Annotated in this window: 19 protein-coding genes; 6 read left to right on the plus strand and 13 right to left on the minus strand. The window is 74.2% G+C overall.

Annotated features, from left to right (window positions below; genetic code table 11):
• Nucleotides 1-66 precede the first annotated feature (66 nt).
• The 6 genes from CKY47_RS13430 to CKY47_RS13455 all read right to left on the minus strand — a co-directional run bounded on the left by CKY47_RS13430 (nt 67) and on the right by CKY47_RS13455 (nt 5,521).
• Complete coding sequence (locus CKY47_RS13430; RefSeq protein WP_306746090.1) at nt 67-987, minus strand: PDR/VanB family oxidoreductase; 921 nt, start codon at nt 985-987, stop codon at nt 67-69.
• A complete protein-coding gene (locus CKY47_RS13435; protein WP_306746091.1) occupies nt 980-1,759 on the minus strand; it encodes an MOSC domain-containing protein in 780 nt (259 codons plus the stop codon). Before CKY47_RS13435 ends, CKY47_RS13430 begins: the two co-directional genes overlap by 8 nt.
• 228 nt (nt 1,760-1,987) lie before the next feature.
• A complete protein-coding gene (locus CKY47_RS13440) occupies nt 1,988-3,241 on the minus strand; it encodes an SGNH/GDSL hydrolase family protein (RefSeq protein ID WP_306746092.1) in 1,254 nt (417 codons plus the stop codon).
• A gap of 13 nt (nt 3,242-3,254) precedes the next feature.
• Complete coding sequence (locus CKY47_RS13445; protein WP_306746093.1) at nt 3,255-3,953, minus strand: polysaccharide deacetylase family protein; 699 nt, start codon at nt 3,951-3,953, stop codon at nt 3,255-3,257.
• Between the two features lie 177 nt (nt 3,954-4,130).
• Nucleotides 4,131-5,258 carry an endo-1,4-beta-xylanase gene (locus CKY47_RS13450; RefSeq protein ID WP_306746094.1) on the minus strand — a complete coding sequence of 376 codons (1,128 nt, stop codon included), beginning with the start codon at nt 5,256-5,258 and terminating at the stop codon, nt 4,131-4,133.
• A gap of 122 nt (nt 5,259-5,380) precedes the next feature.
• Nucleotides 5,381-5,521, minus strand: coding sequence for a hypothetical protein (locus CKY47_RS13455; RefSeq protein WP_306746095.1), 141 nt, complete (start codon nt 5,519-5,521; stop codon nt 5,381-5,383).
• Between the two features lie 81 nt (nt 5,522-5,602).
• Between CKY47_RS13455 and CKY47_RS13460 the strand changes: the two genes are divergently transcribed.
• From CKY47_RS13460 to CKY47_RS13485, 6 genes are all read left to right on the plus strand, one after another.
• The gene (locus CKY47_RS13460) at nt 5,603-5,833 is read left to right on the plus strand and encodes a hypothetical protein (protein WP_306746096.1); all 231 of its coding nucleotides are present in this window, start codon (nt 5,603-5,605) and stop codon (nt 5,831-5,833) included.
• 231 nt (nt 5,834-6,064) lie between these two features.
• A complete protein-coding gene (locus tag CKY47_RS13465) occupies nt 6,065-7,510 on the plus strand; it encodes a family 43 glycosylhydrolase (RefSeq protein ID WP_306746097.1) in 1,446 nt (481 codons plus the stop codon).
• 10 nt (nt 7,511-7,520) lie between these two features.
• A complete protein-coding gene (locus CKY47_RS13470) occupies nt 7,521-7,952 on the plus strand; it encodes an RbsD/FucU family protein (RefSeq protein WP_306746098.1) in 432 nt (143 codons plus the stop codon).
• A gap of 127 nt (nt 7,953-8,079) precedes the next feature.
• On the plus strand, nt 8,080-8,580 hold the full coding sequence (locus CKY47_RS13475; protein ID WP_306746099.1) for a DUF2231 domain-containing protein: 501 nt from the start codon (nt 8,080-8,082) through the stop codon (nt 8,578-8,580).
• Between the two features lie 371 nt (nt 8,581-8,951).
• Nucleotides 8,952-9,335 (plus strand): ATP-binding protein, encoded by a 384-nt coding sequence (locus CKY47_RS13480; RefSeq protein WP_306746100.1) that lies wholly within the window; start codon nt 8,952-8,954, stop codon nt 9,333-9,335.
• 173 nt (nt 9,336-9,508) lie between these two features.
• Nucleotides 9,509-10,282 carry an IniB N-terminal domain-containing protein gene (locus tag CKY47_RS13485; RefSeq protein WP_306746101.1) on the plus strand — a complete coding sequence of 258 codons (774 nt, stop codon included), beginning with the start codon at nt 9,509-9,511 and terminating at the stop codon, nt 10,280-10,282.
• A gap of 91 nt (nt 10,283-10,373) precedes the next feature.
• On the opposite strand, the gene CKY47_RS13490 is transcribed toward CKY47_RS13485, so the two are convergent.
• The 7 genes from CKY47_RS13490 to CKY47_RS13520 all read right to left on the minus strand — a co-directional run bounded on the left by CKY47_RS13490 (nt 10,374) and on the right by CKY47_RS13520 (nt 19,392).
• Nucleotides 10,374-12,455 (minus strand): substrate-binding domain-containing protein, encoded by a 2,082-nt coding sequence (locus CKY47_RS13490; RefSeq protein WP_306746102.1) that lies wholly within the window; start codon nt 12,453-12,455, stop codon nt 10,374-10,376.
• A 454-nt stretch (nt 12,456-12,909) separates the two neighbouring features.
• Nucleotides 12,910-13,530 carry an ABC transporter ATP-binding protein gene (locus tag CKY47_RS13495; protein WP_306746103.1) on the minus strand — a complete coding sequence of 207 codons (621 nt, stop codon included), beginning with the start codon at nt 13,528-13,530 and terminating at the stop codon, nt 12,910-12,912.
• Nucleotides 13,527-14,330, minus strand: coding sequence for an ATP-binding cassette domain-containing protein (locus CKY47_RS13500; protein ID WP_306746104.1), 804 nt, complete (start codon nt 14,328-14,330; stop codon nt 13,527-13,529). The genes CKY47_RS13495 and CKY47_RS13500 overlap by 4 nt, the downstream gene beginning before the upstream one ends.
• Complete coding sequence (locus CKY47_RS13505; protein WP_306746105.1) at nt 14,327-15,163, minus strand: ABC transporter permease; 837 nt, start codon at nt 15,161-15,163, stop codon at nt 14,327-14,329. Before CKY47_RS13505 ends, CKY47_RS13500 begins: the two co-directional genes overlap by 4 nt.
• On the minus strand, nt 15,160-16,140 hold the full coding sequence (locus CKY47_RS13510; protein WP_306746106.1) for an ABC transporter permease: 981 nt from the start codon (nt 16,138-16,140) through the stop codon (nt 15,160-15,162). The genes CKY47_RS13505 and CKY47_RS13510 overlap by 4 nt, the downstream gene beginning before the upstream one ends.
• On the minus strand, nt 16,122-17,705 hold the full coding sequence (locus CKY47_RS13515; RefSeq protein ID WP_306746107.1) for an ABC transporter substrate-binding protein: 1,584 nt from the start codon (nt 17,703-17,705) through the stop codon (nt 16,122-16,124). Before CKY47_RS13515 ends, CKY47_RS13510 begins: the two co-directional genes overlap by 19 nt.
• A 511-nt stretch (nt 17,706-18,216) precedes the next feature.
• On the minus strand, nt 18,217-19,392 hold the full coding sequence (locus CKY47_RS13520) for a serine/threonine-protein kinase (protein ID WP_306746108.1): 1,176 nt from the start codon (nt 19,390-19,392) through the stop codon (nt 18,217-18,219).
• Between the last annotated feature and the right edge of the window lie 130 nt (nt 19,393-19,522).

The following is a 19,522-nucleotide window of genomic DNA, read 5'->3' on the forward strand; positions in this document are numbered from 1 at the left end:
GAACGCGACCGGAATACGCCTACCTCCGGGGAAGCACGGTCTCGTCGAGGACGGCCGTGAACTCGGTCATGCCGGCCCCACCGTGATCTCCTCCGACGCCGCGCGCGACACGCACGCCATCATCGACGTGGCCCGCTCGGACTCCTCCAGCACGACATCGCGGTGGTCCACCTCGCCCGCCAGCACCGACACCCTGCACGTGCCGCACGTGCCGGCCTCGCAGGACGAGTCCACCCCGACCCCCGCGCGGCGCAGGGCGGCCAGCAGGGAGCGGTGCGCGGGCACCTCCACGCGCAGGCCCGTCGGCGCCCACACCGCCTCGAACGGGCCCGCGTACCCGTCGTCCGGTGCGGTGAACTCCTCGACGTGCACGCGGCTCGGCCGCCAGTGCGCCGTGCGCTCCTGCACCGCGCGGATCAACGGCAGTGGACCGCAGCAGTACACGCGGGTGTCGTCGTCCGGCACGGCGAGGTGGGGCCACAGGTCGAGCCGGCCCCGCTCGTCGCTGTGGTGCACGGTGTCCGCCGCGAACTCCTCCAGGAAGGGGGTGTCCGACGCCGACCGGGACAGGTACAGCACGCGGACGGCCGGGTGCCCGTCGGCGCGCAGCCGCCCCACCATCGACCGGATCGGCGTGATGCCGATGCCGCCCGCGATGAACAGGTAGCGGCGCGCCGGGAGCAGCGGGAACCGGTTGCGGGGCGGGGTGGCGGCCAGGACGGTGCCCTCGGCGGCGGTGTGCATGCTCGCCGAACCGCCGCGCCCGTCGGGCTCCCGGCGCACGCACACCACGTACTCGCGCGGCGCGACGCCACCCGGTTCGACGAGGCTGTAGCTGCGCCGGTGCCCGCCCGGTGTGCTCAGGGTGAGGTGCGCGCCCGGTTCGTACCCCGGCAGCACGCCGCCCTGCGGGTCGCGCAGCACCACGCGGACCACCGACGGCGTCAGCGCGGTCCGCGACGCCACCACCAGCTTCAGGTCAGACAACCAACCCACCCCCCACGCGCAGCACGCCGTCGGACAGCACCTCGGCGTAGATGCCCACGTCCTGGTGGCCGTAGGTCCGGTCGAGCAGCCGCAGCACCGGCAGGTCGCGCCGGCCGGACGCCGGGTCGACCTCGGTGGCCGCGCACCGGCCCGTCCGGTACCTGCCGACCATCCGCACGCCGCCCAGCGTGAACTCCCGGTCGAGCAGGTCGACCTCGGCGAACGGCGGCAGCCCGTCGAGCAGGACGTTGGCGCGGAACCGGCGCGGGTCGACCTCCGCCCCGGTGCGCGCGGCGAAGTCGCGCACCGACGCCAGGTTCACCAGCGAGACCCAGTGCATCGGCCCGTCGCCCGCGAACGCGACGTCGGTGTACCGCCGGCCTTCCTCGGCGGCGAGCACCGGCAGCACGCCCTCGGGCAGGTCGAGGACCCGCGCGAAGAACGCCAGCAGTTCCTCTCGGTCCTCCTCCACGTGCGCCGTCAGCACCTCGTGGCCGGCCACGCGCACGGTGAGCTCGCCGGTGTCCACGTCGAGGTGCGTGTCCAGACCGGCCAGGCGGTGGTCGCTCACCAGCGCGTAGAACTCCGCCTTGCGCAGCCCTTCGCGCAGCCCCGGTCTGTACCTGCCCTCGGGGCGCGCGAACGCGAACCGGCGGTCGTGCGGCACGCCCTCGCCGCGGCGCAGCGGGACGTGCGTGAGCGGTTGCGGGCTCAGCCCCTTGATCGGGTAGACGTACAGCGCCGCCACCCGGGCGGTGTCTTCGGCTTCCATGCGCACAACGGTAGATCGTGGTGGGAGGCCCTACGCCTGTACGTCCATTCGTGTGAATCCCGGACCGGCTGGGCGAGGTGGCCCCGCACGTCGGCGGACGGCCGGCGGACCGGCTCGCGGAGCGGGTCCGGGGCGGGGATGCCGTGGACGACGGGACCGTGCCGCTGCGGGGTGGGCGGGTGCGGGGCCGCCCGCTGTGGGGGGGTGGGGCGGCCCCGCACCCGACCGTCACCGGAACAGGCGCAGCGGCACGGCGTTCGCCATCGCGGCCATGCCGGCGTCGTTCGGGTGCAGGTGGTCGCCGCTGTCGTAGGCCGCCAGCAGGCGCTCCGGGTCGCGCGGGTCGCGGACGGCGCGGTCGAAGTCGATCACGCCGTCGTGCTCGCCGCTCGTCCTGATCCACCGGTTCACGGTCTGCCGCGCCGCCTCGTTCTCCGGGCTGAAGAACCCGAACGAGTCGCCCTTGAACGGGGTGATCGTGCCGCCGTGGACGCGCAGCCCTCGAGCGTGCGCGCGGGCGATGAGCTGTCGGTGGGCGTCGATGACGTCCTGCGCGGACACCTTCTCCGACAGCGGGGCGCTGGTGCCGGGGTGGCCGAGGTCGTTCACGCCGAGCAGCACCACGACGTGGTCGGCGCCGGGCTGGGCGAGCACGTCCCGGTCGAAGCGGCGCAGGGCGGCCTGGCCGAAGTAGTTCGCGTACCCCTCGGCCGGGTGGCCGGCGGGCGGGTTCGGGTCGTGCAGCAGGCGGTTGCCGCTGATGCCCGCGTTGACCACGCCGAGGTGCCGCAGGCCCCGGTCGGCCTGGAACCGGCGGGCCAGCACGTCGGGCCAGCGCCGGTTGGCGTTGCGCGTGGTCTCCGCGCCGTCGGTGATCGAGTCGCCGAACGCCACCACGGTCGCCGCGCGCCTGCCGGTGACGGCGACCCCGGTCAGGAAGTGCCACTTGCCCAGCACGGCGGTCGGCGCGGGGTCGGCGTGGCCGGTGACGTTGCCCGCCGCCACGTACCCGTCCTGGTACGGGAACGCGTGCACGGTGTCCGCCCGCGTGCGCCGCGGCAGGTGGATGCTGACCACCAGGTCGGAGTCCGCGGCCACGGGCAGCGCGACCGGGTCGCTGAGCAGCGGCGCGCCGGGCGGCACGGTGACCGAGGCGCGACCGCCGAAGGTGAGCCGCCGGTCGCTGCGCGGGTCGATCGCGGCGGCGGCACCCGCGCGGCGGGCCACGTGCGCCTCGCCGATCACCAGCGGTCGCGTGCCGAACTCGTTGGACAACCGCACGCGCAGGGTGTCGCCGCCGACGCTCAGGTGCACGACCTGCCGCAGGGTCTGGTCCTCGAACGACGTGGTGTCCGAGGCGGGCACGGTCGTCGGCGAGGTGGCCCACGCCCCCGCCCACGACGTGCGCGGCGCGGCCGACGCCTGGGGCGTGGACAGCAGGAGCAGCGCGGCGGCGACCACCGCGAGGGAGCGCTTGAGCACGGGGACCTCCGGGTCAGCCGCGGGCGGGGCGGTCGAAGCGCCAGCCGTCGGCGCGCAGCAGCGGGATGACCCGGTCGACGGCCTCGACCGTCTGGGCGCGGTCGTTCGGGCCGTCGTGCATGAGCACCACGGCGCCCTCGGTGATCCCGTCGAGCAGGCGCTGGACCAGCACGTCGGCGCCCGGCGGCTCCCAGTCGGAGATGGCCAGCCGCCAGCCGAGCGGCGTCATGCCGAGCTTCGCGGCGACCGCCGGGGTCTGCCCCCAGCTGCCGTAGGGGGCGCGGAAGTAGCGGATGGGGGCGCCGGGCGCGGCGCGGCGGATGGCGGCGCTCGTCCGCTCCAGGTCGGCGGCGATCCGCTCGGGCGTCCACGTGCCCATGTCGTCGTGGTGCATGCCGTGGTTGCACAGGGCGTGCCCGCCCGCGACGATCGCGCGGACCAGCCGCGGGTTCGCCTCGACCTGGTCGCCCCACAGGCAGAACACGGCCTTCACGCGGTGCTCGCGCAGCACCCGCAGCAGGCGCGGCGTGTCGACCGGGTTGGGCCCGTCGTCGAACGTGAAGGACACCGCCTTCCCGCCGTGCCGGGTCGAGTCGACGATGGTCGGCGTGGCACCGGTCGGGCCTGCGCCGGTCGGGCCAGGGGCGGCCAGGGCCGGTGCGGCCAGGCCCAGCACCAGTCCGGTGGTCAGGAGCACCGTTCTCCACCTCATCGCGCGGTCCCTTCGTCGACGGCGGGCGCGGCGACCACTATCCGACCGGGTCCCCGTGCCGGCCATGGGTTTCGCGGAAGTTTCGGGTCTCGACTGGCGGGGTGCGGACGTCCGGGCGCGACGGCGCGGGGGCCGGTCCCCGACCGACCCCCGCGACCCTCCACACGGGACGCCGGCTCAGCGGCGGCCCGCCTTGGCGAGCGTGTCGCGCAGGACGTGGTAGGCGGGTTTGCGGGAGAAGTCCTCCCACATCACCGTCGCCGCGCCCTGGCCCTCGAAGAACACCGGGACCCAGGAGTACTTGTCGGTGAAGCCCCAGATCGTGAACGAGTCGCAGCCGTCGACGTTCAGGCACGCGACGAGCGTGCGGTTGTAGTAGTCGGCCTGCTGCGCGAGCTGCGCCTCGGTCGGCACGCCGCCCTCCGGCAGGTCCATCCGCACGTCCAGCTCGGTGATCGCGGTCTCCAGGCCCAGCGCGGAGAACCGCTCCAGGTTGGCCTCCAGGTCGCCGGGGAAGCCGTAGCGGGTGCTCAGGTGCGCCTGCGCGGAGAAGCCGTCCACCGGCACGCGCTGTGCCTTGAACTGCTTGATCAGCGCGAGGTAGGCGTCGCTCTTGGCGTTGACGCCCTCCACGCCGTAGTCGTTGAAGAACAGCTTGGCCTTGGGGTCGGCCTGGCGCGCCCAGCGGAACGCGTCCGCGATGATGCCGGGGCCCAGCTCCCTGATCCAGATGTTGTCGGTGGTGCGCAGCTCGCCGGTTTCGGTGAAGATCTCGTTGGCCACGTCCCACTGCTGGATGTCGCCCCGGTAGCGACCCACGACGGTCTTGATGTGATCGCGCAGGATGGAGCGCAACTCCTCCTTGGAGAAGTCGCCCTGCTCCAGCCACTCCGGGTTCTGGCTGTGCCACAGCAGGGTGTGCCCGCGCACGACCTGGCCGTTGCGCTTGGCGAACTTGACGATCGCGTCCGCCGTGCCGAAGTCGTAGCGGTCGCGCTCCGGGTGGATGTACTCCCACTTCATCTGGTTCTCGGCCGACACGGAGTTGAACTCGGCGGCGAGCACCGTGCGGTAGGGCTGGTCCGAGGTGAAGGGATCGGGGTAGGGCTGGTCCTCGTGGTGACCGCCACCGGCGACGGCGGTGCCGATGTGGAACCCCTTGGGGGCGGCCTTGCGCAGGGTGTCCTTCTTGGCGTGGCCGGGCGGTCGGTGGTCGACGCTCGGCGCGGCCGAGGCCACCAGCGTCAACGGGACCGACAGGGCCACGGCGGCGAGCGCCGCGGTGGCCAGGCGGGTCGGCTTCATCAAAGAGGTCTCGCTTCCTCACGACGGCGTGGGGTTTCGAAACTTTCGTAAGCACAAATGAAAGTTTTCGAGATGCCGGACCTTAAAATGGCGGTCACGTCACCGTCAAGGGCCGGTCGCGGTCAGGCCGCGGCGGCCGTCGGGTCGAGCCGGCGCGCACTGGTCTCCCGCAACGCCGGCACGCACACCGCGGTCAGCGCGCAGAAGGCGGCGATGACGGTGGAGACGACCACCAGCCCGCGCCCGCCGGTGGCGCGCCGCACCTCGGCGAACAGCAGGGGCGCGAAGCCGCCCCCGGACCGGCCAGCCGGTAGCCCAGCGAGGCGCGGGTGTAGCGGTCGCCCGTGCTGGACAGCTCGCCGCAGAGGGCGGCGGGCGGTCCGTGGACCATCGGGTGCGGCACGCCCTGGCCCAGCACGAGCGCGACGACGAGCAACGCCGTGTCGCGGGTGCGCCGGGTGTTCGACACCGAGGCCATCGCGGACCGCTACCGCGCCTTCATCGCCCGCCGGGACCGGCTCGGGCTCGTGCGCCAGGACCCGCACCTGCCGGCCGAGCACCTGGACGAGGACTGACCCGCCATCCGCGCCGAGGAACTGTTCCACGACCTCGACCTCCGCTACCGCGCCCCGGCGTCCGCGATCGCCACCGACCTGGTGGACGACATCGCGCTTTCCCGCCGCACCTTGCTGTTATCGCTAACACCTGCCGACCGTCAAGAGGCAAATCGTCTGCCAAACAGTGGTTGAGCGCAGGAAACCTCGCTGTTAGCGTTAACAGCCCTGATGTGCTCAGAGGAGGCAACGATGCCCACTCGCCCGCAGCTCCCCCGCGCCCTGCTCACCACCCTGGTCCTGCTGGCCGCGCTGCTCGCGGCCGGCACGCCCGCCGCGTCGGCGACGCCGGCGACGCAGTTCACCAACCCGGTGGCGAACAACCGGGCCGACCCGCACGTCTTCAAGCACACCGACGGCTACTACTACTTCACCGCCACCGCGCCCGAGTACGACCGGATCGTGCTGCGCCGCGCCACCACGATCCAGGGCCTGGCCTCCGCGCCGGAGTCGGTGATCTGGCGCAAGCACCCCAGCGGTGAGATGGGCGCCCACATCTGGGCGCCGGAGATCCACTTCGTCAACGGCAAGTGGTACGTGTACTTCGCCGCCGGCCGCACCGACGACGTGTGGCGGATCCGGCCCTACGTGCTGGAGAACTCCAGCGCCAACCCCCTGACCGGCACGTGGACCGAGCGCGGCAGGGTCAACGTCCCGTGGGACACCTTCTCCCTGGACATGTCCACCTTCGTGGTCGGCGGCACGCGCTACCTGACCTGGGCGCAGCAGGAGCCTGGGATCTCCACCAACTCCAACGTCTACCTGGCCCGCATGGGCTCGAACCCGTGGAGCATCACCGGGAGCACGGCACGGCTCGTCGTGCCGACGCTGGCCTGGGAGACGCGCGGTCACAAGGTCGCGGAAGGACCGTCGGTGGTGCAGCGCGGCGGGCGGGTGTTCCTCACCTACTCGGCGAGCGCGACGGACGCCAACTACTGCCTGGGGATGCTCAGCGCGTCGGCGTCGGCGAACCTGCTCGACCCGGCGTCGTGGACCAAGAGCGCCAACCCGGTGTTCCAGAGCAACGCGGCGACGAGCCAGTACGGCCCCGGGCACAACTCGTTCACGGTGTCCGAGGACGGCCGGAGCGACATCCTGGTCTACCACGACCGGGGCTACCGGGACATCTCCGGCGACCCGCTGAACGACCCCAACCGACGCACCCGCGTGCAGAAGGTCTACTGGAAGGCCGACGGCACCCCGGACTTCGGCATCCCGGTCGCGGACGGCCCGACCCCGGTGCGGCTCAAGGCGTCCAACGTCGCCGACGCGTTCGTGCGGCACTACGACTACGCGGCCCGGTTGGACGCGAACGTGTCGCCGCTGGCCGACTCGCAGTTCCGGATCGTGACCGGCCTGGCGGGATCGGGCACGGTGTCGCTGGAGTCCGCGAACTTCCCGGGGTACTACCTGCGGCACCGCGACTTCCAGGTCTACGTGGAGCGCAACGACGGCTCGGCGCTGTTCCGGGGCGACGCGAGCTTCACCCGCCGGGCGGGTCTCGCGGACGGCGCCGCGGTGTCGTTCGAGTCGCAGAACCACCCCGGCCACTACCTGCGGCACGCGAACTCGCGCGTCGTGGTCAACCAGGTGTCCGACGCGCTCGGTCGCGCCGACGCCACGTTCGTCCTGGAGTGAGGTCCCACAGATGCTGCGCTACCCCCTGCTGCACCCGCCCCTGCTGAACGCCCTGGCCACCGCCGGCCACGGGAGCAGGGTGCTGCTCGCGGACGCGAACTACGCGCACCGCACCAACACCCACCACCGGGCCGAACTGGTGCACCTGAACCTGCGGCCCGGTCTGGTGACGGTGGACGAGGTGCTGGCGCCGGTGCTGTCCGCGATCCCCGTGGAGGCCGTGCACACCATGCGGCCGGACGAGGGCGGCACTCCCCCGGTGTGGGCCGAGTACGAACGCCTGCTCGGCCCGGACCTGCCGCTGCGGCCGCTGGCCCGCCAGGAGTTCTACGACGCGTGCCGCTCGCCCGAGCTGGCGGTCTGCGTGGCCACCGGTGACGGCAGGCTGTACGCCAACGTGCTGCTGACGATCGGTTTCGTGCCCGCGCCCGTCGAGGGGTAGCGGGCGTGCGGGCGGCCCGGTCGGGGTCCCCGACCGGGCCGCCCGCGTCACGCCTTCGGGTGACGTCCGGACCGCTTTCGCCCAACCGGGGTAAGCCTCCTGTGAAGGCGCACCAGGGAGGACGGCCATGCGACGTCGCGTTCGGACCGCTCGGACGGCTCGGCACGCCGTGCCGCCCAACCTCACCGCGTTCCCGTTCGGCCTGCTGACCACGGCCGTCGGGTTCGACGTGCTGCACCTGCTCACCGGGCGGGCCGACTTCGCCGTGACCGCGGCCCACCTCATCGCGGCGGGCGTCCTGCTCGGCTCGGTCACCGCCGCGGGCCGGTGGCTGGCGTGGCTGCTCGCCCCGGACGCGCTGGGCGACCGCGTTCGCCGGATCAGCCTGCTGTACCGCACGACCAACACGGTGGTGCTGCTGCTGTTCGGGACGAGCTGGCTGCTGCGCCAGGGCTACCAGGACTGGCTGCCGACGTGGTCGGCGCTGGGCGCGGCGTGGGCGGGCCTGCTCACCGCGGGGTTCGGCGGCTGGCTCGCGGGTGAACTGGCCGAACGGCTCTCCCCCGGGGGCGAGCACCGGGCGGTGGTGGGCACCGGCGGGACCGCGGGACCGGCGACCGCACCGTGACGCTCGGCGACGTGGTCGAGCACCTCTCGCCCGGCGACGGGGCCACCACTGTCCTGCACGGTGGCCCGGGTCGTCCCGCGGCGTTCCCGGTCGGCACGTGGGAGCGAGGGTGAGCACTCGTGTCGATCACCGCCGAACCGGGCCGGACCCGGTTCGCGTTCGACCGCGGTGACGGCCGCCCGTCCCTGACCGACCTGCGCGCGTCGGCCCGCACGTCGCTGTCCGACCTGACCGCTGCCGGGTGTCGTCCGGATCGAGGCGGACGAGGCGTGGTCCGGTGTCCGACGTCACCACGGCCGAGGTTTCGGCGGAACCGTCCGGGGTACCTCCGAGCGCGTGCCTTGAAACCACAGGGCCGTGGGGGTGTACCGATGAACTCGCTCGACCTGCCCGACGACGGCGTGGACCGCCACGTCGACGCCCCCTCGTCCGCGACCGCCGTCGGCGAGTGGCTGCGGCAGGTCGCCTACGGCGTCGATCCCCGGCACGTCGCGGACCTCGCGCTGATCACGACCGAACTGCTGGCGAACGCCCACCGGCACGCGGAGGGCCCGTGGCGGGTCCGGGTGTTCCGGGTGGAGGGCGCGGTCCGGGTGGAGGTGCAGGACCGCAGCCCGAGCCTGCTGCCGGTGCTGGGCAGGGCGGACCGGCCGGATTCGGGGAGCGGGTTGCTGCTGGTCAACCGGCTGTCCGCGCACTGGGGCGTGAGCCTGGCCGCGCGGCACAAGGTCGTGTGGGCCGAAGTGCCCGCGTGACGGCCGGTCGGGTCGGAGGGCGGCGCGAGCCCCCATTCCCCTAGGTGCTCGCCCAAGCGTCCCCCTATCGAGGGACACCTGTTCGAACTAGGCCCGTTACCCGATGTGGGGGACTTGGTCGCGGACCTAGCCTTGCCCCGGCAAGCAGATCCCAACCTCTCGGGAGCACAGCGATGGACCCCGTCCAGACCCTCCACGACTTCACGCTCGGCCTGCTCCGGGACCCGCAGGCCCGCTCGGCGTTCCAGCTCGACCCCCGGGGGTCGCTCGACGCCGCCGGGCTGGGTGACCTGACCGCGCTGGACGTGCGCGAGGTGCTGCCGCTGGTGCTCGACTACGCGCCCACCTCCGGCCTCGACCACGCCCTGACCGGGGTGGACGCCGACGACCTGCTCGCCCTGCTCGGCGACAGCCCGATCGCCCCGGGTGAGGACCTGCTGGGCCACGGCCTCGACGACAACACCGCCACGGCGGCGGTGACCGGTGCCGCGGCCGCCGCGCAGCACCTGGCCGGCGACCTCGCGGGTTCCCTCGACGCCGACGTGCTGAACGAGGTCGGCGACGTCGCGGCCAAGGGCGGCGTGACCGACGTCGTCGGTCACGTCACCTCCGGTGTGGCGGGCGGCGACGTGCTCGACACGACGGACCTGACCGGTTCGGTCGAGGACGTCACCGGCGCGCTGCACGTCGGCGACACCCTCTCCGGCGACATCACCCGCAACGCCCTGGACCTGCACGACATCGCGCAGGTGGGCGACGTCGCGAACGTGGGCGAGGTGGTCGGCGACGTGGCGAACATCGGCGAGGTGGTCGGCGACGTGGCGAACGTCGGCGACGTGACCACCAAGGTCGGCGACCTGACCGGCATCGGCCGGATCACCGACGTGGCGGACCTCGACCACGTGGGCGTCGGCGACGTGCTGAGCGGCAACGAACTCCACTTCTGACGACCACCCGGACGCGGGTCCACCGGGGGGCCGTGGACCACGCCCGCCCGCCCGCGTCGCACCGGTGCCACGGTGCGACGCGGGCGCTTCGTCAGCCCGCCCGCGCCCGCGCGACGCTGCTGCGCCGCGGCGACAGGTGCGGCGCGACCAGGACCGGTCCCGGCGCGGGCTGCCCGGCCAGGGCGGCGACCAGCACGCGCACGGCCCGGTCCCCCGCCTCGGCGACCGGCAGGTGCACCGAGGTCACCGGTGGGCTCAACCGCTCGGCCACCTCGTCCGCGCACACCGCCACCACGGCCACGTCGTGCGGGACGTGCCGTCCCAGGGCGCGCAGGGCGGCGGGCACGTCGCCGAGCACCGACTCGTTGTGCACCACCAGCGCGGTCGCGCCGGGCAGTTCGCCGAGCAGACCGGCCAGCGCGCGGGGCAACGGCCCGTCGACCGGCCGGGCGCTGTGCTCGACGTCCCGGCGCAGCGCCGCGGCGGCGAACGCCGTCATCGTGCGGCCCGCGAAGCCGGTCTCGCGGCGGTAGGCGGAGCTGGGCGCGCCGAGGAACCCGACGCTGCGGTGACCGAGGCCGACGAGGTGGTCCAGGCAGTGGGCCATGGCGGCGGCGAGGTCGAAGTCCACCCGGAGCACGCCGTCGGTGCTGGCCGGCGCGCCGATCGCGACCACGGGCAGCCGGGAGGCGCGCAGCAGCGGCAGGCGCGGATCGTGCGCCTGCACGTCCACCGCGACCAGCCCGTCGACCTGTCCCTTGCGGGCCGCCCGCCGCAACCCCGCCTCGCCCCGGTCGGCGGTGACCAGCAGGACGTCCAGCCCGTGCCGGTCCGCCGCGTCGACCACCGCGTCCACCAACCGGGTCGAGGAACGCGGCGCGAGGCTTTCGGACAGCACCAGCGCCATCCGGTCCACCCGTTCGGCGGGCGCCGCGGCCGACCGCGCGTAGTCGAGCGCCCGGATGCTGCGCTCGACCCGCGACCGCGTCTGCGGGGAGACCGACCGGTTGCCGGTGAGCACGTAGGACACGGTGCTCCGGGCCACGCCGGCGTGGCGCGCGACATCGCCGAGCGTGACCACTGCGAACTCCCTCGTCCACCGGTCCGAAACTCTTTCGCGGGGCCAGTATGTGGCACCGCGCGGACCAGCGACAAGATCGGTTCCCGAGGTCGCCCGGCCGCCCGCCTCCCCCTCCTGCGGGTCGAGCAGGTCCTCCGGCGCCCGTTCCACGACGGCGGACATGGTGCCCTGGTAGGTGGCGGTGACGTGGTTGTCGTCGAGGTAGACGAAGACGTTGCCGATGACCGGCGGGCAGAAGTCCGCGGTGCAGTAGCAGTCGCCGAAGTCCAGGAAGGTCACCGTGCCCGGCACGTCGTCGAGCAGCGCGTAGGGCGGGTCCGCGGCGTACAGCTCGGCCTTCGGGGCGCCGCACCGGGGCGCCTCGGGACCGTGCTCGGCCGCGCAGAGCGACGGGGAGAACGGGAACCGGGGGTTGTCGCGCACGGCGGCGACCCGGATGCCCGCCTCCGCCAGGGTGCGCCAGTGCGCGACGAACCCGGGCGGCGTCACCTCGGTGAGCCCGACGCGGACGTCGCGGGTGCCGTTGGCCAGCACCAGGTCGGGTCGCAGCACCAGGAGCTCGGCCAGCACGTCGGCGTTCCACCGCAGGCAGCCCGGGTCGCCGGGCATGAACTCGGAGTCCGAGGAGAACGGGCACCCGCCCTTGAGCACCGACGTCACCTCCCAGTTGCGCTGCCGCGCGATCGGGCCGAGGGGCGCCAGGAACTGCTGCATGTGCGAGTCGCCGACGACGACGATCCGCTTCTCCGGCACGCCGTCCACGGGACTGCGGCACGACTGCACCTCGTCGTTGTGCTCGCTCGGCGTGCACGTGCTGCCCCCGATCCGCGCGAATTCGAGGGGCGGCGAGACCAGCGGCGGCACGATGGACGCGTCCTCCGCGCCCCAGTACTCGAAGCCGGGTTCCCGCGCCATCGCGCCGGGGTGGTCGAGGTCGTCCACGAACCGCGCCTGGTGGGCGGCCTTGCGCTCGCTCGCCACCTGCCAGCCCCAGGCGCCCAGCAGCACCGGGACCATCAGGACCGCGGCGAGCCGGTAGGCGCCCCACGGGGAGGCGACGCCGATCGAGGACCGCCGCAGGGGCTCCTCCACGAAGCGTCGCGTCGCCGCGGCCAGCACTCCGCGTACAGCGCGGAGGCGACGACCTCGCGGATCGTCTGGAACCAGGTGTACTGGGCAGCAGGACGACGCTCGCCGCCGTGACGACGGCCAGCACGGTCAGCGCCGCCGGGAAGAGCCTCTTCACCGTCCGCGCCCAGTGCGCGGCGTAGGCGATGCCGTCGCCGGACGCCGCGCGCAGCAGCTGCGCCGTCACCAGGAAGCCGGAGATCAGGAAGAACACGTCCACGCCGCCCGACACCCGGCCGAGCCACACGTGGTAGACCACCACGAGGACGGCCGCGACGCCGCGCAGGCCCTGGAGTTCCGGGCGGAACCGAAGGGCCTTCCCCTCGGCTGGTTCGGTGGTCGTGGTCCTGTACGCGCCCGGAACGCCGGGCACGTTACCCGGCGGCACCGGGTGGCGGACGTGCGCGTTCGGCTGCGATCAGGTCGTGACGGCGGTGGTGTCGTCGAGCGCCAGGACGCGGTCGGCGACGGCGTCGAGCAGCGGGCGGTCGTGGGAGACGGCGAGCACGCCGATGCCGTCGGCCCGGGCGGTGGCGAGGAGCAGGTGCCACACCTCGGCCTGGCTGATGGGGTCCAGGCTCGCGCTGATCTCGTCGGCGACCAGGTAGCGGGGCCTGGTGAGCAGCGCGCGGGCGAGGGCGACCCGCTGCGCCTCGCCGCCGCTGATCTCGTGCGGGAAGCGGTCGAGCAGGGACGGCGGCACCAGGTCGGCGGTGTCGGCCGCGCCGGCCTCGGCCAGCGCCGCGCGGATCTTCCACCGGGGGTCCAGGGCGAGGTGGGCGTGCTGGAGCACCAACTGCACCGGGTTCGGCACGCCGCGCCGCCGGTCCGGGGCCGGTGGCCGCCCGTCGGCGGACACCGTGCCGCGGCCCGGCGCGACGTGGCCGGCCAGGAGGCGGCCGAGGGTGCTCTTGCCCGCGCCGCTGGGTCCGTGCAGGCCGACCACCTCGCCCGGTCCGACGGTCAGCGACGCGCCGCGCACGACCCAGGGCGTCGTGCGGGAGTAGCGGAACCACACGTCCCGCGCTTCGAGCGTCACACGTCCTCCGGGAGGTGGAAGCCGTTCGCGGGCAGGGCCCGCCACAGGGCTCGGGTGTAGGGGTGGGTCAGGTGGTCGTCCCCCGGACCGGCGCCGCGGAAGTCGGCGGGGCGCGCCTCGTCGACGGTGCGGCCGTGGCGGCAGATGACGACGCGGTCGGCGACCTCCAGGGCGGCGGCGAGGTCGTGGGTGATGAGCACGACGGCGCGGTCCTGGTCGGCGATGCGGCGCAGTTCGGCGAGGACGGCGCGCACGGACTCCGGCGGCAGGCCGGGGGTCGGCTCGTCGGCGAGCACGAGGGCGGGGTCGGCCATCATCGCCATGGCGGTGAGCACCCGCCGGACCATGCCGCCGGAGAGCTGGTGCGGGTGCCGCCGGGCGACCTCGGGCCCCAGGCCGCGGTGGGCGAGCGCCGCGCCGGCCGCGGTCGCGGGGCGCCCGGCCAGCGTCGCGGAACGGCGGACCTGGCGACCCACCGGCGTGACGGGGTCGAGGAAGGTCACCGACTGGGGCAGCAGCGCGATGTCGCGGCCCGCGCGGTCGCGGCGTGCCGGGGGGGCGAGGACGGCGCCGTCGAAGCGGATCGTGCCGCTCTCGACGGCGTTGGGCGGCAGCATGCCCAGCACGGCGTGGGCGAGCAGGCTCTTGCCCGCGCCGCTGGCGCCGACCAGGGCGACGAGTTCACCCCGGTCGGCGGTGAGGTCCATGCCGGACAGCGCGGTGACGGTGCGGCGGCGCAGGCCCCGGTCGTACTGGGTGAACGAGACGGCGAGGGAGTCGATGTCCAGCAGGGGGCTCACAGGTGGTGGCTCCTCGGGTCGATCAGCGAGCGCAGGTTCTCGCCGATGCCGTCCACCGCCTTGACCACGAGCAGCAGGCACAGGCCGGGCAGCACGGCGAGCCACCACGCGCCCGCCGACAGGAAGCGCATGGACTCGGCCAGCAGGATGCCGGTGGACGGCTCGGCCGGGTCCACGCCCAGGCCCAGGAAGGACAGCGCCGCCTCGTGCAGGATCGCGTGCGGGAACAGCAGGACCGTCCCGACCAGGAAGTGCCCGGCCAGGTGCCCGGCGACGTGCCGGCGGGCGACCCACCAGCGGCCCCGGCCCAGGTTCGCGGCGACGGCGACGTAGTCGGAGGTGACGACCTGGCGGGCCTGGCCCCGCAGCACGCGGGTCAGGTGCGGCCAGTGGGTCACGGCGACCGCGATCACCACGGCGTCCGTGCCGCCGCCCAGGGCGAAGGCCAGCAGGAGCAGCAGCACGAGGTGCGGCAGCGCCAGGAACAGGTCGACCAGCCAGCCCACGACGGCGTCGACCTTCGGCCCGCCGACCGTGGCGGCGCACGCCATGAGCAGGGCGATCACGGCGGAGATCGCGGCGGCGGTCGTGCCGACGACCAGGCTCAGCCGCAGTCCCGACAGCACGCGGGCCAGCACGTCGCGGCCCAGCCAGTCGGTGCCGAACCAGTGCCCGGCCGACGGCGCCAGGTTGCGCTCGCCCAGCGACGTGGTCTGCGCCGCGTCCCGGACCAGGGTGCCCGCCACCAGGATCGCGACCACGACGAACGTGGACAGCCCGAGCAGCACGAGCGTGCGGGTGCGCCGGTCGAACCGCCGCGCGGTCGTGGTCACCGGGCCACCGCCCTCGGGTCGAGCACGGCGTGCACGCGGTCGCCGACGAGGTTGCCGGTGAACACCAGCACCGTGGTGAACAGCGCGATGCCCAGCAGCAGCGGCACGTCCTGCCCCAGCGCCGCCGTCGTGGTCGCCGCGCCCAGACCGGGGTAGGAGAACACCTGCTCGGCCAGCACCGACCCGCCGAACAGCTCCCCGATGGAGCCGAACTGGAGCAGCAGCGCGGGCGCGGCGGCGTTGCGCACCACCCGGTGCAGCACCAGCCCCAGGCCGCGCTCGCCCTGCGCCCGCGCGAAGGCCACGTGGTCCGACGCCAGCGCCTCCACCACGGCCTGCCGCGTGTGCAGCACCACCGGCGCGATCCCCACCACGCTCAACGTGATCGCGGGCAGCGCCAGGTGCGCGAGCCGGTCGCCGAGCCCCACCTCGTCGGAGGGCACGCCGATCGGCACCGCGCAGCACACCGGCGCCCAGTTCAACGACACCGCGAACACGTACAGCAGCAGCAGGCCGACCCAGAACGTCGGCGCGGACGCCAGCGCGTACGAGAACCAGGTGATCGCCCGGTCCGCGGGCCTCCCCCGCCGCATCCCGGCGACGAGCCCCAGCACGAAGCCGAGCAGGCCGGACAGCAGCCACGCGAGCGCCATCAGCGCCAGGCTGGTGAGGAACTTGTCGCCGATCACCTCCAGCACCGGCCGGTTGAACGTCAGCGAGAACCCGAAGTCCCCGCCCAGCAGGTTGCCGGACCAGCTGAGGAACCGCTCGTGCGCCGGGTCGTCCAACCCCCATCGCTCGGCGATCAGCGCGCGCTGCTCGGGTCCCAGGGACGCGACGTCCGCGCCCACGTAGGCCGCGACCGGGTCCACCGGCGAGTTCACCATGAGCGCGAACGCGGCGACGGCCACGGCGACCAGCAGCAGCGCGAGCCCGCCGAGCCGCCCCGCGACGGCGGTCAGCACGTCCAGCGCCAACCGGCGATGCCCTGCGTGATCGGCCAGCCGTGCCCGTGCGGCTCGACCTGGAGCTTCCCCAGGTCCAGGCACGCGTCGGCGTAGTAGGTGTGGTCGAGGTTGACCAGCCACGCCCACGCCGCGTCGGCCCCCGGCCCGAACTCGCGCTGCGCCGCCTTCCAGTGGGCGGTGGCCTGCTCGGGGTCGGTGGCGGCCAGGCCGGCGGTCAGCTCCGCGTCGACGGTGTCGTCGCGGTACAGGCCGGGGTTCCACAGCTCCACGCCGGCCTGCGCCGACGAGTACAGGTTGACCATCTCGGTCGGGTCGTGGCTGCCCCAGCCGAACAGCACGGGGTCGGCGTGCATGCGGGTGCGGATGACGTCCCAGCTCTCGCCCTTGGCGGTCACCGCGACGCCGACGGGCTCCAGCATGTCCGCCACGGCCAGCGCCAGGCCCTGCCGCAGCGAGTCCCCCGCCGGGTAGAGCAGGGGGAACCCGGCCTTGACCCCGGCTTTCTCGCGGACGCCGTCACCGTCGGTGTCGACCCACCCGGCGGCCTCCAGCGTCCGCTTCGCCCCCTCGGGGTCCTTGTCCGGGACCGCTGCGGACGGCTCGTACCAGGGCAGCCCGTCGACCGGGCCGGTGGCCGGGCGGCCGAAGCCGTCGAGGACGCCGTCCACCAGCGCCTGCCGGTCCAGCGCCGCGTTGACCGCCCGCCGCACGGCCTGGTCCGAGGTCACGTCGTTGCCGATGGGCCGCCCCTCGGCGGTCGTGCGCCCCTCGTCGGGCAGGAACGGGAACATGATGCCCCGGTTGTCCACCGACTCGACCCGGGTCAGCCTCATGCCGGGCATCTCGCCGACGGCCAGCGACGACGGCAGCGCCGCCACGTCGACCTGCCCCGACCGCGCCGCCGCCAGGCTCGCGTCCTCACCCGTGAAGACGAACACCACCCGCTCGAACGCGGGCTTCGCGCCGTAGTAGGCGTCGTTGCGCCGCACGATCAGCTGCTGGCCCTCGTCCCACTGCTCGAGGACGAACGGCCCCGACCCGACCGGCTCGCGCGCGTAGTCCGGCCCGTGCGCGTGCTCCGGCACGATGCCGAGCGACACCAGCCGGTTCACGAACGTGCTCTGCGGCTTCGTCAGGCGCAGCTCCACGGTGTCCTCGTCCACCGCGACCGCCTCGCGCAGCACGGTCACGTCGGTCACGCCGCCGCTCTTGGCGGCCGTGGTGAACGTGTACGCGACGTCCCGCGCGGTGACCGGCTCGCCGTCGCTGAACTTCGCGTCGGCGCGCACGTCGACGGTCCACACCAGGCCGTCCGGGCTGACCTCGTGCCGCGTCGCCAGGTCGTTGACCACGTTCAGGTCCGCGTCGCGCGCCAGCAGCGTCGACTGGAACAGCGGCGAGCCGTACCGGCCCCAGCCCAGCGTCGGGTCGTAGCCCTCCTCGGACTCGCCGCCGATCGCCAACCGCAGCTCGGTGGGCGTGCCGCCGTCGCTCCGGTCACCGCCGGAGCACGCCGACGCGGCCAGCGCGGCCGCGAGCACGACCGCACCCCCCTGCCAGGTGGACTCGCGCACGCCGCTTCCCCTCTCCCCGCCTGTTATCGCCGGTAATTCGTAACAAGCAAGCTATGGCGGAAGGGGCGGATGTGCCTGACCTCACAAGATCCGCCGACGAGCGCGTGACCAGGGGCGGGTGGGACACCGCGCAGTGGCCGAGGTGGTGTTCGCCGTGGCGGCGGTCGTCACGACGGTGCTGAGCCTGGACGCGACGATCGTGCTGCCCACCCCCGGTCGCGCCGGCGCGACCGGGCGTCCCGTCCGCACGTGTACGCGTGCGCGCACCTGTCGAACCCGGCGTCGCCGCTGGCGCCGGTGTCGAACCCGACCAACCCGGCTTCGTGCCGCAAGGCCGACCTCGTCGATCAGCGGAAGCGCACCACGTCAGCCGTTGCGTTCGGCACTGGGGCACAGAGGCCGAAAGGCTTTCCGGCCGGCGCCCGCCACGTCGACGGGCGCGGTGCCGCTCTCGCACCCGCCCCGCGGAACTGCCGGGAGCAGGCGCGGGTGGACCGTCGAGGGGCAGGGGTCAGGGCTTGTCCTTCTTGCCGTGCTTCGGTCCCTTGCCCGGGCTCTGGCCGTCCGCGTGGGGCGCGGCCGGGGCCCGCACGACGGCCGGGGCCTGCTCCTGGACGGGTGCCTGCGCTTCGACAGGGGCGGGGGCCTGGGCCTGGGCTTCGCCAGGGGCCCGCACCTCGACCGGCACCGGCACGGTCACGGTCACGGTGTCCACGACCGGCTCGACCGGCTCGACCGGCCGCTGTGTGCTCGTGCGGGGCGGCTCCGCTCCGGGGCCGGCGCTGCCGGTGGACGACCAGGCGAACCCGACCGTGCCCACCACGGCCAGCAGGCCGGCCGCCACGAGGAGCGCGCCGTGGGCACGCGACGACGACGGGACGGGCTCGCCGTCCTCCACCGACGCGCCGTCCTCCAGCACCCGTGCGCACCACGCCGCCGCCGGCCGCGCGGCGGGGTCCGTCGCCGTCATCCGGCGCAGCAGCCCGGCCAGGTCGTCCGGCAGGTGGTCGGGGACGCGCGGCGGGCGGTGCAGCCGCGCCACGGCGGCCTCCACGTCGCCGCCCTCGTACTCGCGGCGCCCGGTCAGGCACTCCAGCAGCACCAGGCCCAGCGCGTAGACGTCCGCCGCCGGACCGACCGGCTCACCCCGCACCTGCTCCGGCGCGAGGTAGGCGGCGGTGCCGACGACCTGGTCGGCGCGGGTCAGGCGGGTCGAGTCGACCAGCCGCGCCAGTCCGAAGTCGGCGAGGAACGCGGTGCCGTCGCGGTCGACCAGCACGTTCGACGGTTTCACGTCGCGGTGCACGACGCCGTGCGCGTGCACGTGGTCCAGCGCGTCGGCCAGCCGCGCGCCGAGCACCCGGACCTCCTCGGTCCCGAGCGGCCCGTCCCCGAGGTGGTCGCGCAGCGTACCGCCCTCGACCAGGCCCAGCACCACGAACGCCTGCCCGGCGTCGTGCCCGGCGTCGTGGACCGCGACCAGGGCGGGGTGCGACAGGCCGGCCAGCGTGGTCACCTCGACGTCGAACCGGCGACCGGCGGCGAGGTCCTCCCCCGGCCGGAACACCTTGACCGCGACGTGGCGCGCCAGCCGCACGTCCCAGGCCCGGTGCACGTCGGCGACGCCCCCGGTGCCGAGCAGCCCGTCGAGGCGGTAGCGGCCGGCCAGCAGGTCCACCACGGGCACCTCTCTCCTGTGATTCCGTGCGGAACCACCGGATGCCCCCCGATCGGGTGACACAAACTGCACCGGGTCGCGTTTCACGGGCGAAACCGCGGTACCGGGGGGCCTGTGGCCGGCGTGGCGGGCCCGCCTG

Origin of the sequence: Saccharothrix longispora, assembly GCF_030852425.1 — a bacterium.
GTDB lineage: Bacteria > Actinomycetota > Actinomycetes > Mycobacteriales > Pseudonocardiaceae > Actinosynnema > Actinosynnema longispora.